At 72.5% G+C, this 14,443-nt stretch carries 10 protein-coding genes; 5 read left to right on the forward strand and 5 right to left on the reverse strand.

The features are described from left to right. Nucleotides 1–93: 93 nt before the first annotated feature. Nucleotides 94–507 carry a cupin domain-containing protein gene (locus tag ACIQGQ_RS01325; RefSeq protein ID WP_402389194.1) on the reverse strand — a complete coding sequence of 138 codons (414 nt, stop codon included), beginning with the start codon at nt 505–507 and terminating at the stop codon, nt 94–96. A gap of 190 nt (nt 508–697) precedes the next feature. Here ACIQGQ_RS01325 and ACIQGQ_RS01330 point away from each other — a divergent pair, with 190 nt between their 5' ends. Next, on the forward strand, nt 698–1,594 hold the full coding sequence (locus ACIQGQ_RS01330; RefSeq protein ID WP_402389197.1) for a helix-turn-helix domain-containing protein: 897 nt from the start codon (nt 698–700) through the stop codon (nt 1,592–1,594). Between the two features lie 35 nt (nt 1,595–1,629). Continuing rightward, nucleotides 1,630–2,490, forward strand: a complete 861-nt coding sequence (locus tag ACIQGQ_RS01335) for a helix-turn-helix domain-containing protein (protein WP_402389199.1) — start codon at nt 1,630–1,632, stop codon at nt 2,488–2,490. A 91-nt stretch (nt 2,491–2,581) separates the two neighbouring features. On the opposite strand, the gene ACIQGQ_RS01340 is transcribed toward ACIQGQ_RS01335, so the two are convergent. Then, on the reverse strand, nt 2,582–4,597 hold the full coding sequence (locus ACIQGQ_RS01340) for a thioredoxin domain-containing protein (protein ID WP_402389202.1): 2,016 nt from the start codon (nt 4,595–4,597) through the stop codon (nt 2,582–2,584). Nucleotides 4,598–4,794: 197 nt separating this feature from the next. On the opposite strand from ACIQGQ_RS01340, the gene ACIQGQ_RS01345 reads away from it, so the two are divergent. Then, complete coding sequence (locus ACIQGQ_RS01345) at nt 4,795–5,361, forward strand: Uma2 family endonuclease (protein ID WP_402389205.1); 567 nt, start codon at nt 4,795–4,797, stop codon at nt 5,359–5,361. A gap of 583 nt (nt 5,362–5,944) precedes the next feature. Here the strand turns inward: ACIQGQ_RS01345 and ACIQGQ_RS01350 are convergent. After that, a complete protein-coding gene (locus tag ACIQGQ_RS01350) occupies nt 5,945–7,174 on the reverse strand; it encodes an endonuclease domain-containing protein (protein ID WP_402389208.1) in 1,230 nt (409 codons plus the stop codon). Between the two features lie 106 nt (nt 7,175–7,280). Next, nucleotides 7,281–9,137: a flavin-containing monooxygenase gene (locus ACIQGQ_RS01355; RefSeq protein ID WP_402389211.1), complete on the reverse strand. Its 1,857-nt coding sequence runs from the start codon at nt 9,135–9,137 to the stop codon at nt 7,281–7,283. A gap of 192 nt (nt 9,138–9,329) precedes the next feature. Here ACIQGQ_RS01355 and ACIQGQ_RS01360 point away from each other — a divergent pair, with 192 nt between their 5' ends. Then, the gene (locus tag ACIQGQ_RS01360; protein ID WP_402389213.1) at nt 9,330–10,349 is read left to right on the forward strand and encodes an SMP-30/gluconolactonase/LRE family protein; all 1,020 of its coding nucleotides are present in this window, start codon (nt 9,330–9,332) and stop codon (nt 10,347–10,349) included. Between the two features lie 23 nt (nt 10,350–10,372). On the opposite strand, the gene ACIQGQ_RS01365 is transcribed toward ACIQGQ_RS01360, so the two are convergent. Beyond that, complete coding sequence (locus ACIQGQ_RS01365; protein WP_402389216.1) at nt 10,373–10,963, reverse strand: TetR/AcrR family transcriptional regulator; 591 nt, start codon at nt 10,961–10,963, stop codon at nt 10,373–10,375. 153 nt (nt 10,964–11,116) lie between these two features. Between ACIQGQ_RS01365 and ACIQGQ_RS01370 the strand changes: the two genes are divergently transcribed. Continuing rightward, the gene (locus ACIQGQ_RS01370; RefSeq protein ID WP_402389219.1) at nt 11,117–14,389 is read left to right on the forward strand and encodes a tetratricopeptide repeat protein; all 3,273 of its coding nucleotides are present in this window, start codon (nt 11,117–11,119) and stop codon (nt 14,387–14,389) included. Nucleotides 14,390–14,443 lie beyond the last annotated feature (54 nt).

The raw sequence follows: 14,443 nt of genomic DNA on the forward strand, positions 1-14,443 counted from the left end.
GGTGGTGCGGTGTGCGGTGCGTTTCAGCGGGTGTGCGGTGTGTGTACGGGCCGGTGGGCGGGCGGACGCGGCCGTCCCGCGTCCTGGCCGGGGTCAGCCGCTGGTCGTACGGGGGCGCCCGTACTGTTCGTCGGTGACGGCCTCGTGCCAGTCGGTTTCGGGGGTGTCGTCCCAGACGCCCTCCCACATGGCGAGGTGCTCCATGAACGACCCCGGAGCGGCACCGTGCCAGTGCTCCTCGCCGGGCGGGCAGGCGACGGTCTCACCGGGGCGGGCCTCCAGGACCACACCGTCGCGGGTGCCGACGAGCGCGGTGCCGGAAACGACATGGAGGGTCTGACCGAGGACGTGGGAGTGCCAGTGCGTACGGGCCCCGGGTGAGAAACGGACCAGGTTGGCCCGCATCCGCGACGGCTCCTGACCGGCGTGGATGACGTCGAACCAGACGTCCCCGGTGAACCACTCGGCCGGAGCCTTTTTCGTGGCCGGACGTTCGACGAACTCCATGATTTCCCCTTCCGCGCTTTTGTGCAGCGGCGGTAGCCGGATTCTCGATGCCCCGAGGAATTCTCGGGGCATCAAAAACTCTCGCACGCGCCGAACACCCCATGAAGAGGAGATTTCCATCCCGGGAGAAAAGCATCCGGGGATAAAACCCTCCCTCCCACGGGACGTGTGCCGGTGCGAGACTTGGCCCATGAGCAGCAGCGCACGCCCCGACGAGCTCGGGGCCTTCCTCAAGGCGCGCCGGGCCGAGCTGAGCCCCGGCACGGTCGGCCTTCCCGACAGCGGGCGGCGGCGCGTCAGCGGGCTGCGCCGCGAGGAGGTCGCCCAGCTCGCCGCCATCAGCACCGACTACTACACCCGCTTGGAGCAGGGTCGGATGCAGGCGTCGGCACCGGTGCTCAACACGCTGGCCCGGGTCCTGCACCTGGATGACGACCAGCGCGCCTACATGTTCCAGGTCGCCGGACGGCTCTCGGACCGGCCGCCCCGGCGCACCAGCCAGAAGGTGCAGCCCCGCCTGCTCCGCCTGCTCGACGACCTGGGCACCACTCCCGCGATCGTGCTCGGCCGCCGCATGGACATCCTCGCCTGGAATTCGCTCGCGGCTGCTCTCGTCACCGATTTCGGAGAAATCCCGGATAAGCATCGGAACTACATAAGGATCGTCTTCACCGATCCCCGAATGCGTGAGCTGTACGCGGACTGGGAGGACGTCGCCCACACCTGTGTGGCCCAATTGCGGATGGAGGCCGCCCGGGATCCCGAGAACGCGCGCCTCACCGCACTGGTCGGTGAACTCTCGGTCCAGGACCCCGATTTCCGCCGCTGGTGGGCCGCCCACCACGTCGCGATCCGCGGGATCGGCACCAAGGTGCTGCGCCACCCCGTCGTCGGCGAGCTGACCCTCGACTGGGACACCCTCGCCTCCACCACCGACACCGAGCAGCAACTCGTGGTCTGGACCGCCGAACGCGGCACCCCCTCCCACGACGCGCTGCGCATCCTCTCCTCCTGGACCAACAGCACCCCCTCGGTTCCCGCCACCCCCTCCGCTCCCCCGGACAACGACCGCACATCGCTCGACTGACCCCGGACAACGGGACCGGCTGCCACACTGGCCCCATGCACAGCGGCAAGAGCGACCCGAAAGAACTGGGCGTCTTCTTGAGGGCACGCCGTACGGCACTCACCCCTCACCAGGCGGGGCTGCCCGAGACCACGACGCCGCGGCGAGTGGCGGGACTGCGCCGCGAGGAGGTCGCCCGGCTCTCCGCGATCAGCACCGACTACTACACCCGGATCGAACAGGGCCGGATGCGGGCCTCCGTCCCCGTCCTCGAAGCGATCGCCCGGTCCCTGCGCCTCACCGGCGACCAGCGCACCTACCTCTTCGAGCTCGCCGGCCAACCGACGGACGAACCGCCCGCACGACCGGGCCCGGACATCACCCCGAACACCCGCAGGCTCCTCGACCAGCTCACCGAGTCACCCGCCGTCGTCCTGTCCGACACCATGGACATCCTGGCCTGGAACCCGCTGGCCGCGACCGTTCTCCTCGACTTCGGGCAGGTCCCCGAGGAGGACCGGAACTACGTGTGGCTGCTGTTCAACGATCCCCGCCTGCGGAACCTCTACGACGACTGGACCAGCGGGGCCCACTCCTGCGTGTCCTACCTCCGCATGCACACCGCCCGCCACCCGGACGACCCCGGACTTCTGCGCCTGCTGGCACGGATGGCGCCGCACACCGACTTCCAGCGCTGGTGGCAGAACAGGGAGGTCGCCGTCCAGGGCACCGGCAACAAGGTCTTCCACCACCCCACCGCGGGCGCCCTCACCCTGGACTGGGACACCCTGAACAGCCCGACCGCCCCGGGCCAGCACATCGTCATCTGGACCGCCCCGCCCGACAGCCCCACGGCAAGGGCCCTCCGCCACCTGGCGGCGGTGGACCGGGGCGCTCCTCTCGCACACCGCGTCTAGGGCGTGGCTCGGGCGGCACCCGACCGGCGGACACCACGAGAAGAGGCGCGGCCCGGCCCTGCCGACGCCACCTCCCCCGTGCCCCGCGCTCCTACCGCCGCGCCCCGACCTTCCGGGCCAGCTCGGCCGCGTCCGTCGTCGGCGCGTCGCACACGAAGCGCCGGCAGACGTACGCCGTCGGCGCCCCGCCCACCATCGGCCGGTCCGCCAGCAACGGGAACTCCGCCCCGCCGGTCTCCCCCGCCGCGACCACCGCCCCCGGCGCCGTACCCAGCAGCGCCGTACGGTGCAGCTCACCGCCGACCGGCCCGGCGACCGCGATCTCCCGCACCCCGTCAAGCTGCGCCTCGGCGACCGCGAGCCCCCAGCCGATGAACCGGGGCACCCGGGGCCCCAGCGCCTTCACCACGCCGAGTGCCCGCTCGGCCGCGGTCCGGTGCGGTTCGGAACCGGTGTGCGCGGCGTACGAGAGCAGCGCCCCGGCCGCCGCCGTCCAGCCGGCCGGGACCGCGTTGTCGGTGGGGTCCTGGGGGCGGCGGATGAGCTGCTCGGCGTCGTCGGCGGTGTCGTACAGCTCGCCGCCCTCGCCGGTGAAGTGCACGAGCACGATGTCGAGGAGGAACCCGGCGAACTCCAGCCAGGCGCCCTCCCCGGTGACCGCGGCCAGCGCGAGGAAGCCCTCGGCGACGTCGGCGTAGTCCTCCAGCACCCCGGCGTTGCCACCCGCCCGGCCGTCCTTCGAGGTACGGGTCAGCCGTGCGGTGTCCCCCATGTGGACCCGGACCAGCAGGTCGGCCGCCTCGGTGGCGCGCTCCACCAGGTCGGGACGGTCGAAGTAGGCGCCGGTCTCGGCGAGCGCGGCGACGGCCAGCCCGTTCCAGGCGGCCACCACCTTGTCGTCCCGGCCGGGGCGCGGACGCGCCTCGCGGGCGGCCAGCAGCCGGGCCCGGACGCCGGCGACCCGCTCCGCGTCCGCCACCCCGCCCCCCGCGAGCCGGAGCACGGAGGCCCCCTCCTCGAAGGTGCCCTCCTCGGTCACCCCGAAGTACTCGGCGGCGAACGCGGCGTCCGCCTCGCCGAGCACCTCCCGCAGCTGCGCGGGCGTCCACACGTAGTACGCGCCCTCGGTGTGCCGGCCGGCCTCGTCCTCGCTGTCGGCGTCCAGCGCGGAGGCGAACCCGCCCTCGGCGGTGCGCAGTTCACTCACCATGAAGTCGGCGGTCTCCAGGGCGATCCGCCGGGCCTGCTCCGAACCGGTGGCCCGCCACAGGTGCGCGTACACCCGGCAGAGCAGCGCGTTGTCGTAGAGCATCTTCTCGAAGTGCGGCACGACCCACTCCCGGTCCACCGCGTACCGGGCGAAGCCGCCGCCGAGCTGGTCGTAGATCCCGCCCTCGGCCATCGCCCGGCAGGTGTCGGCGGCCATCTGGAGGGCGCCCTCGGCCCCGGTGCGGGCATGGTGGCGCAGCAGGAACTCGACGGTCATCGACGGCGGGAACTTGGGCGCCCCGCCGAAGCCGCCGTACTTCTCGTCGTAGTCGCGGGTCAGCCCGAGCAACGCCTGCGACAGCTCCGGCTCCCCGGGCAGCCCGTCCCCGCCGCCCACCAGTGAGCGCCCGCCCAGGTCCCGCACGATCCGCGCGGCGACCTCGGTGACCTCCTCCCGCCGCCCGCCCCAGGCGGCCGCCACCCCTTCGAGCACCTGCCGGAAGGACGGACTCCCGTGCCGCGGCTCGGGCGGGAAGTACGTACCGAAGTAGAACGGCTCCCCGTCCGCCGTCATGAACACGGACATCGGCCACCCGCCCTGCCCGGTCGCCGCCTGAACCGCCTCCATGTACACCGCATCCACATCGGGCCGCTCCTCGCGGTCCACCTTGACGCTGACGAAGTGCTCGTTCAGGTACGCGGCGGTGGCCCCGTCCTCGAAGGACTCGTGCGCCATGACGTGGCACCAGTGGCACGAGCTGTACCCCACACTCAGAAACACCGGCACATCCCGCCGCCGCGCCTCCGCGAAGGCCCCCTCCGACCACGGCCACCAGTCGACGGGATTGTCGGCATGCTGAAGCAGATAAGGCGAGGTCACACCAGCCAACCGGTTCATGCGCCCCAGCCTCTCATAGCGCCTGCCGCAACCGGCGAATCACTGACGAGCCCACCTCGCTTGGCCGAATTGCGCTTGTGCGCCATCACCTGGTGGGCGACTGCTTCCCCTTCCGAGTCGGGCGACGCGGTACCTCGGAACAGTAGGCTGGGCTCAGCAGAACCGGACCTGTCGAGGCTCCTCGAAGGAGGTACACCATGACTGCCGAGATGGTGGCGCCCGCGTGGATGCACGCGCAGATCAGCGCGGAGCAGTACGACTCCTGGTCCGAGGAGCAGTGCGCCGGCATCGAGATCGTGGACGGGATGGTCGTCGTGAGCCCGAGCGCCTCCAAGCGCCACAACCGGCTGGCCCGGATCCTGGCCAATGCCCTGGACGCAGCCGCGGGCCCCGACTGGAACGCCGACACAGACTTCGACGTCCGTCTGCAGGACGTTCCCCTCACCAACCGCCGTCCGGACGTGATCGTCTACCGGGCAGAGACCATCGACCTCACGCCCACCCGCCCCGAGCACGTACTCCTGGTCGTCGAGGTGGTGTCGCCCGGCTCGGAGACCACCGACCGGATCGTGAAGGTCGACCAGTACGCCAAGGCCGGCATCCCCTTCTACTGGCGCATCGAACAGGCCGCCACCGGCGTCCCGATCGTCTACACCTACGTCCTCGACCCCGCCAGCAGAACCTACCGGGACGGCGAGGTGCTCACCGGCACCGTGAAGACCGCCGCGCCCTTCTCCGTCACCATCGACCTCGGAACCATCTGAGGGACGAAGGATTCAACCTCGACATCGGCGCTTCGCGCCGGAGGGTGACACCATTGCTGACGGCAGCCCAGGCCGTGTTGGTCACAGCACTGATCATCCCTTGACGGATTGCCTCGGGACGCCAGTGTGCCTGATCGGGCCAGCGCCATCAGGGCGGCGACGAGGTCGCCGGAGAGGTTGTCGTACCGGCTGCGCCGGGCCAGGCCGAGGGGCGGCCGGTTCGGGATGGCGATGCTGTGCTCGGCGGCGAGGTCGCGAAGCTCCTGTTCGGTCGGGTCGGCCAAGGCGACGTCCGACGGGCACGCGTCACGTTCTCGCATCCTCCCCGGGGACAGGGGCCAGGACCGAACGCGGGGGGGCCGGGCCCGACCGGGTGGATCTCCAGGTCTCCGGCTCTGTTGATCAGGCCGCGTCGTCCGATGTACACGCGCTCGGCGACGTCACGTTTGTTGAACTCACCGTAGAAGTAGAGCGCTCCGTCCACAAACTCGGCTTCCACGCGCCGCTCGGCCAGCGCGGGGGAACGGCCTCATCCGTTGTCGCCTCATGGGCCGGTGAGAGGTCCGGTCCGTGTATCAACCGCTCAGCCCGCAATGTCCGGATCCGGCCCGTCCTCAGATGCTAGGCGGCCGAGCGCCCGGTCGATGTACGCGTCGATAATCGCGCGGTGGTCGGCCAGGCTCACGTGCCGCTCCCACCGGGTGTCGTGCGCGTAGCAGTGCAGGGTGGCGTCCGCGCCGCCCTGCGGGTGGAGCGTGAGGGCTTCGACCCAAGGCTCGCAGGAGCAGGAACCGTGGCGCTCGCCGCGGAGCTCGTCCTGGACAAGCGCGCGCTGATGCCGTCGCTCGATGGTGCGTGCAGTGTCGCAGGCGGGACAGCGCATCAGGTGAGCGATTGCTCCTGGACGGAACGCGAAGGCCAGGCCGCGCCCTTCGTGTGTGTTGCAGCTGGCACAGACTGGCCCTCGGACGAAGTCGTGGTCGTGGCAGTGGTCCCAGTAATAGGCGCGCCGCGGCTGAGCACACAGGCAGCACAGGAAGTCATCCGCGCGGGCCATCTTCTTGACCCTGGCGTAGGTGCGTCCGCGCAGATGGCCGTTGTACGGGCGGTAGCGCACAGCGGTACAGGACGGGCACAGCGTCGAGTAGCCGGTTGCCGAAGAGCCCCGCCAGTGGAACCAATTAGACCAGCTCTGGGCGTGCTCCCCGCAGCGCTCGCAGCACGCGTGCTTGTCCCACAGTTCTTGGTCCATGGCCTGCCACTCGTCGAGCAACGTGACGTACGCGCGGGGAGCTACCCACTTCTTGCCCGTCCACCGAAGGACCTTCAAGGGGAGGGTTCCCGCCAGCGACGAGGTACCGCACCTTCTATGGAGCTCCTCCGCCGTCAACCCGCAGGGCAGTCCCGTGGACGGAAGCCAGAACTCTCCGGTCTTGCACGGACGCGTCTCACACCCGCAGCCGCCTTTGTCCCGGACGGCGTTGAAGGCCGCGTACCCGATCCACCCGGCGATGGTCGAGCGCCAGTTCCGGCCGTCGCCTGTGTCACGAGAGGCGAGACCGGCGTCGACCAGATCGTCGGGGTCCCAGGGCAGCTCGCGCAGAGCCTTCGCGGCTTGGCGGACCTGCCGGTCGTCCACCTGCCACTGCCCGCCTTTCTTGTACTTGATGCCACGCAACGCGGTGGCACCGACCAGTACATGCCCATGGGCGCCGAACCAGACGGACCGCAGCGGCTCGTCGGTCAACGGGACGGGGCACGCGCCCAGTTCGTCGCGAAGGATGATCTGAGCTGTCTTCAGTGTCGTCAGCATGCGCGAATGATGGCACCGCCCACTGACAGCGATATCCCGCAAAAATCCCAAAACCCGGAGAGGTCATCCTTTCGATGGAAACGAACACGAAAGGAAGTCTGAAATATTATCCCCGGAACAGATTGGCGAAGTGCGCAGCCGTGGTCGGCCACGTCGGCCAGACGCCCCCCGCCCTCCCCCGAAGCACCTCCCCCAGGGACTCCTCCCGCCACCGCGCGAGCAGTTCGTGGAAGGCGACGGCGCCGTGCGGGTAGGCGGTGGGGCCGTTGGGGCGGCCTCTGCCTTCGCGGTTGTAGTAGCCGGGGGTGCATTCGGCGTGGAACCACTCGTGGTCGGGGGCGCCTTCGGCCAGGAGGGCGAGCCAGGCGTCCTCGGTCCCGGTGGTGGGTTCGATGAGGGCGTTGCCGGCTTCGGCGGCCGCGACGAGGGCGGCGGCGTGGCGGGCCTGTTCGTCGAGGATGTGGGTGAAGTTGACGCTGCTGGCGTTCTGGAGGGAGCCCAGCTGGATCAGGTTCGGGAAGCCGTTGCTGGTGAATCCGTGGAGGGTGCGCGGGCCCCGGCGCGCCCATCTGTCCAGTAGCTCCACGCCGTTCCGGCCGCGGACGGGGAGCCTGCCGGAGTGGACGCCGGAGGCGCCGACGTCAAACCCGGTGGCGAAGATCAGGCAGTCGAGCGCGTACCGGATGCCGCCTACCACGACGCCGTCCTCGGTGACGCGCTCGATGCCGTGGGTGTCCGCGGTGTCGACGAGGGTGACGTTGTCGCGGTTGAACGCCGGGTAGTACAGGTCGGAGAAGGTGGGGCGTTTGCAGGCGTAGCGGTACCAGGGCTTGAGCTTCCGGGCCGTCTCCGGGTCGGTGACGGTCCGGTCGACGCGGGTGCGGAGTTCGTTCATCTTGGCGGCGTCGGCGGTCTCGTAGGCGGCTTCGAACGCCTTGCGGTCGCCGTGGCGCCGGAAGCTGGGCAGGAGCTTCTCCAGCAGGCCGGCCGACGCGGTCCACCGGTCCGCCACCAGGTCCTGTTCGGCGTGCTCCCCGGAGACGATGCGCAGGTAGTTCTCCCGGCGTTCGCGGGCCCAGCCCTCGTGGTCGGCGCCGACGTCCCGGGCGGTGGTGCGGCGGTTGGCGCGGACGTCCACGGTGGAGGGGGTGCGCTGGAAGACGTAGAGGTGGGCGGCGTCCTCGGCCAGCATCGGGACGGCCTGGACGGCGGTGGCGCCGGTGCCGACGATGCCCACCCGCTTGTCGGCGAGGCCGGTCATGCCGCCCCCGGGGGTGCCGCCGGTGTAGCCGTAGTCCCACCGCGAGGTGTGGAACGTGTGCCCCGCGAACTCCTCGATCCCGGGGATCCCGGGCAGCTTCGGGTCGGTGAGGGTGCCGGTGGCGGTGATGACGTACACGGCCCGGAAGGCGTCGCCGCGGTCCGTGGCCACGATCCAGGTCTCCGAGGCTTCGTCCCAGGTCAGGCCCGTGACGGCGGTGGAGAACAGTGCGTCCGCGTAGAGGTCGGCGTGGTGCGCGATCCGTACCGCGTGGCGGCGGATCTCGTCGCCGGGGGCGTACTTCCACTCCGGCACGTAGCCGGTCTCGTCGAGCATCGGCAGGTACACGTGGGACTCGATGTCGCAGTGGACGCCCGGGTACCGGTTCCAGTACCAGGTGCCCCCGAAGTCGCCGCCCTTCTCGACGATCCGGATGGACTCCACGCCCCGGCTCCGCAGGTGCGCCCCGGCGAGGATGCCGCCGAACCCGCCGCCGATCACGGCGACGTCGACGGTGTCGTGGCGGGGCTCCCGCTCGTCCGGCCCGGTGGTGTACGGGTCGGCCGCGTAGTAGCCGAACCCGGCGTCCGCGGTGCGGTACTGGGCGGCGCCGTCGGGGCGGACGCGCCGTTCGCGTTCGAGCCGGTAGCGCCGCCTCAGCGCCGCCAGTTCGTCGGGGTCCGGCAGCTGATGCACCGTCATGCGGATTCCGTTCATGGGCTGTTGGGGGGCACGGGGCGGGTGTGGTCGGCTACGGTAGCAAGTACCGGACAACACTGTCCGGTTGCAGTTCGACGGCACGGCGGTATTCGGCCAGACGGCACACCGCCCCGTTGGCGCGTACACGCTCCGGATCAGCGGAATCCTCGCGACGAACAGGAAGTGTGATCTCCCATGCAGCAGCTTTCGGCCCGTTCCCTCGCCGTGCTCGCCGCGGTCGGCACCCTGCTCCTCACCGGGTGCGGCACGGAGAGCTTCGACCCCGGGGGCACGGCGGCCTCCGCGGCCGAGGGCAGGACCGTACGGGCGCAGAAGGTCATGCGGCTGACCCGGCCGCACGCCGGGACCGGGATGACCCTGCTGGAGGGGCCCACGTTCGACGGGAACGGTGACCTGCTCGTCGTCGACGTCACCGCCCCCGCGGGCGAACCCAAGGTCATGCGGGTGGACGTCGGGAGGAAGACCTTCCGCTCGTTCCACACCGACGACCGGGGTGCCTACACCTCGGCGCAGTTCAGCCCGTACGACGGGCGGCTCTACCTCAGCGACTTCGCGCACGGCGAGATCGTGAGCCTGGCCCCCGGCGGCGGCGACCGCCGGACCTTCTTCTCCGGCGAGGTCGAGGGAGCGCGGATGAGCCCGGACGACATCGCCTTCGACCCGGAGGGCAACCTGTACGTCAGCGATTCCCGCGGGCTGTCCGAGAACGAGGCGCACGGGCGTGTGGTGCGGATCGACCGCACGGGCCGGAACGCCACGGTCCTGGCCGGGGATCTGGCCGCCCCGAACGGTATCTCGTTCGACGCGGAGTACCGCGGGCTGTGGTTCAGCGAGCTCACCGAGGACCGGATCTCCTACCTGCGCCTCGACCAGGAGGGGAAGGTCACGTCCCGGCACACCGCGATCCGGGTGGACGGCGGGATCGCGCAGACCGACTCGATCGCCGTGGACGCGGACGGCAATCTCTACCAGGGGCTGCACGGCCGGGCCGCGATGGCCGTCTACGACCGGTACGGCAAGCGGCTGGCGACGGTCGAACTCCCGCTCGGTACCAAGGGGTTGGAGTCGGCGACGAACGTGGCCATCACTCCGGGCGGGACCCGGGCCTACCTGACCGTCAGCGGCCCGGACGGCGGGTTCCTGTACGCCTTCGACGCGCTCGCGGAGGGCACCCGGCAGTCCAACGGAGGCTGACGGAGGCCGGCACCCGGACCGGCTCAGCCCTCGAAGGGGGCCACCCGCCCCACCTCGACGCCGAGCAGCCGCCAGGCGGCCAGCGCCCGGTGCTCCCTCTCCTCGCGCGTGGGGCCGGTGACGGCGGCGGAGACCATGGCGACCGCGAGCGTCAGGTCCTGCCCGGCGCCCAGCCGATCGCCGCCGGGCAGCCGGCGCCGCAGCGCGCGCTCCACGCGCCCGGACAGCCCCACCGCGTACGCGCGGACGTCGGAGCGGCCGGCCGGCCGGTCGGTGTGCAGCAGGCCGATGAACGCCGACGACTCGATCAGGTGCCAGGTCAGCACCCCGAGGACGTCCGGGAAGGCCATGGCCCCGGTCTCGGCCGCCCGCTCGATCTGCCGGACGTTCTCCTCCAGCACCGCGGCGACCGCGGCGGCCCGGTCCGGGAAGTGCCGGTAGAGCACGCCCTGCCCGACCCCGGCCCTGCGCGCGATCGCGGACAGCGGCGCCTCCAGGCCGTGCTCCGCGAAGATCTCCCGGGCGGCGGCGACCAGCGCGGCCCGGTTGCGGACGGCGGCCCTCGGCCCGTCGTTCGCGGGCCGTCGCGCGTCCTGCCCGGTCTGCTCCGTCACCCCGGCAGCGTACCGGCCGGGGGCCGTGCTCCCCGGCGTACCCGGGCCCACCCCGTTTCCGTCTCCCCGGAGCGGTCCCTCGCCTCGGCGCCCCGTTGCGGGAAGACTGGCGACGGCAAGCAGCACAGGACGTGACCGAAGGGGGACACGTATATGCGGGACAGCCATCGGGCCGAGGTGGAAGGGCTGTTGGTGCGCGCCGTCGAGGAGGAGGTGCGGCGGTCCGGTGGCCGCGCCGATGCCGGGGCGCTGACGGCGCGCGGACGGGAGGCGCTGGACACGCTGGCGGGTGCGGCGGCGGAGGAGTACGCGGCGTACGTCGGGGCGCTGGAGGCGGACGAGGCCGGGGAGCGGCCGCTGTCGGGGCGGCTCAACTGGGCGACGCTGGGAACTCCCCTGCTCGTCACCGGGGTTTCCGCGGTCGCCGCCTTCGGCGCGGACCTCGCGTTCGGCACGACGGCGGGGCCGGCGCTCGGCGCGGGTGCGGTGGTCGCGGTCGCCGGGGCCACCGCGACCGTCGCCCGGACCACCGCCTCGCACTGGCCCGCCGCCCACCGCCGGGCCGGGGCGCTCGGACAGCCGGGCGGGGCCGAGCAGTTGCGGCTCCAGTGGCTGGCGGCGCTGGAGGTACGGGGTGTGCGCCCCTTCCTCGACCAGCAGCGCATGCTCACCGCCGCCTCGCGGACCCCGGCCAAGCAGCTGCCGCAGCAGTCGCGGGCCGCGGCGGCGCCGGGCCGCCGCACGGACCGCAGCGCGGCGGCCCGTACCCGGGCGATGCTGGAGCAGTCGTTCGGTCATCTCCCCTCGTCCGACGGGGCGTTCGCGGGGCGGCGGGCCGAGCTGGAGCAGATCGGGAGGTGGGTGCGCGAGGCCCGTGCGGCGACGGAGACCAAGCCGACCGTCGTCGTCCTGCACGGCGCGCCCGGTTCGGGGCGGACCGCGCTCGCCGTGCGGGCCGCGCACGGTCTGAAGGACCTGTTCCGGGGCGCCTGCGTGGTGGATCTGCGCGGCGACAGCGCCGGGGAGACGCCGCTGCCGACCCGGGACGCGCTGCTGCATCTGCTGAACCGGCTGGGCGCCCCCCGTGAGCAGCTGCTCTTCCGGGACGGCGGGTCCGGCCGCTCCGGCGCGGGACCGTCGTCCCGGGGCCCGGCGGAACAGCAGGTCCGGCGGCTGGGCGAGCTGTACGACCAGCATCTGGCCGGCACCCCCGTGGTGGTGGTGCTGGACGACGCCGCCGATGTGGCGCAGGTGTGCGCCCTGGTGCCCGAGCGTTCGGACAGCCTGGTGCTGGTCACCGCCCGCGAGCCGCTGGAGCTGCCCGCCGACCTGCCGGCCCGGGTGCACCGGCTGGCGGTCGGCCCGCTCGACGCGGTGGGCGCGGAGGAGCTGCTGCGCGAGGCGGCCGGGGCGCCGCAGGAGGGCCCGTACGACTCGCGGGGGACGGACGACGTCGCCGAGCTGTGCGGCGGGCTGCCGCTGGCGCTGCGGATCGCGGGCTCCTCGCTCGGTACGCGCAGCCCCGGCTCGCTCGCCACGGACCTCGCCGAGTACCAGCGGGTCCAGCCGGTGGAGCGGGCGTTGTGGCTGCGCTACACCGACCAGTCCGAGCAGGCGCGGCGGCTGCTGCGCCGGCTCGCGCTGGCCGGCCGGGCCAGTCTGGGGACGGCCGCGGCGGCGGCGCTGCTGGCCGCCGACGAGCAGGAGGCCGAGCGGCTGCTGGGCGAGCTGGCCGGGGCCGGGCTGCTGAGCCGGGTGCGGGGCTCGCGCTACCGGCTGCACGATCTGGTGCGGACCTTCGCCCTGGCCCGGCTGCGGGACGAGGAGGAGCCGGCGGAGCGCACCGCCGCGCAGGAGCGGCTGATCCGCAACTACGCGGATCTGGCCGGTGCGGTGATCCGCATGGTGGACGGCAAGATGTCGACCCGGGCCGGCCAGTTCGGCTCGCACGGCTTCAACTCGCTGGACGCGGCGCTGGGCTGGCTGGACCACGAGACGAGCTTCATCACCTCCGCGCTGCGCCACGCCGAGGGCGTCGACCAGCGGGCGGTGCTGGATCTGCTGGGCGCGCTCTGCGACTACTGCCTGCTGCGCGGCGACCTCTACCGGCTGGGCGAGATCAGTGAGCTGACCCAGGCGGTGGACAAGGGGCTGCTGGAGCGGTCGGTGCAGTGGCGTACCGGGATCGCGGCGCGCCAGCTCGGCGAGCTGGACAAGGCCCGGACGACCCTGTCGTCGGTGGTCGGCCTCTACCGGGAGGCGGAGAACGACGCGGGTACGGCGCTGGCGCTCTGCTCGCTCGGGATCACTCTGCACCACCAGGGCAATCTGACCGAGGCGGCGGCCCGGCTGCGGGAGGCGATCGAGCTCCAGTCCTCGCCGGAGCAGGCGGAGGACCGGGCGTGGTCGATGCACGCGCTGGCGGCCGTGGAGCGGGACCGGGCCCGGATCTCCGAGGCGCTGGCCCTGCTGGACGAGGCGCTGGTGCTGCACCAGGAGGGCGAGTCGCTGCACGGCGAGGCGTGGACCCGGTTCCAGCTCGGTCAGACGCTGCTGGTGATGGGCCGCCTGACCCGGGCCGAGGACGCGCTGCGCGAGGCACTGGAGCTGTACGGCCGTACCCGGGACGAGCGGGGCGAGGCGTGGGCGCTGACCCAGCTGGCCCGCGCCCGGCTGCTGGACGGCGACCCGGCCGAGGCGGTGGAGCGGCTGGAGGCGGCGCTGGCCCGGCACCGGGACAACGAGGACGCGCGCGGTGAGGCGTGGACGCTGTTCTACCTGGGCCAGGCGCTGGAGGAGGAGGGCGACACCGACGGGGCGGTCCGGCAGCTGGAGCGGGCCCGCACGATGTTCTCCCGGATGCGGGACGGGTACGGGCTGGCGTGCGCCCGCCACCACTCGGGCCGGGTCACCCGGGACCAGCGGGCCGCCCGGACCGGGAACCTCCGCAACTCCGGCTTCGCCCGCCAGCTGCTGACGGACGCCCGCGCCGACTTCCGGCGCATCGGGGTCGCCCACGGCGAGGCGTGGACGTGCCTGGAGCTGGCGTTGATCGACGCGGGCAACGACCGGGCCGGCCAGGCGCTGGAGCTGTGCGGCGAGGCGGTGGAGCTGTTCGGCTCGTACGAGGACGCGCGGGGCGCGGACTGGGCCCGATTCCTGCGGTGCACGCTGCTGCCCTACGCGTCGCCGGGCGGCAGCGAGGTGGGCACGGTGGTGGCCCAGCAGGAGCTGGCGGAGCTGCTGGGGGCCGGGCACCCGGCGCGCGACGGCAAGCTGACCGACTGCGCCGAGGCCTTCACGGTCGTGCTGGACCGGGGCGTCGACCTGGAGGACGGCTGGCAGGCGTGGCGTCTGGGCATGACTCCGTCGCACCACGCCCGGGACGTCATGGGCGTGCCGCTGCCGGCCGCGTACAGCGCCTGAGGCGCGGCGTACGGCCACCCGCCAGCAGGTGCGACGGGCGTGGCGGGGCGGCCC

The sequence above is a fragment of the Streptomyces sp. NPDC092952 genome (assembly GCF_044754785.1).
Lineage (GTDB): Bacteria > Actinomycetota > Actinomycetes > Streptomycetales > Streptomycetaceae > Streptomyces.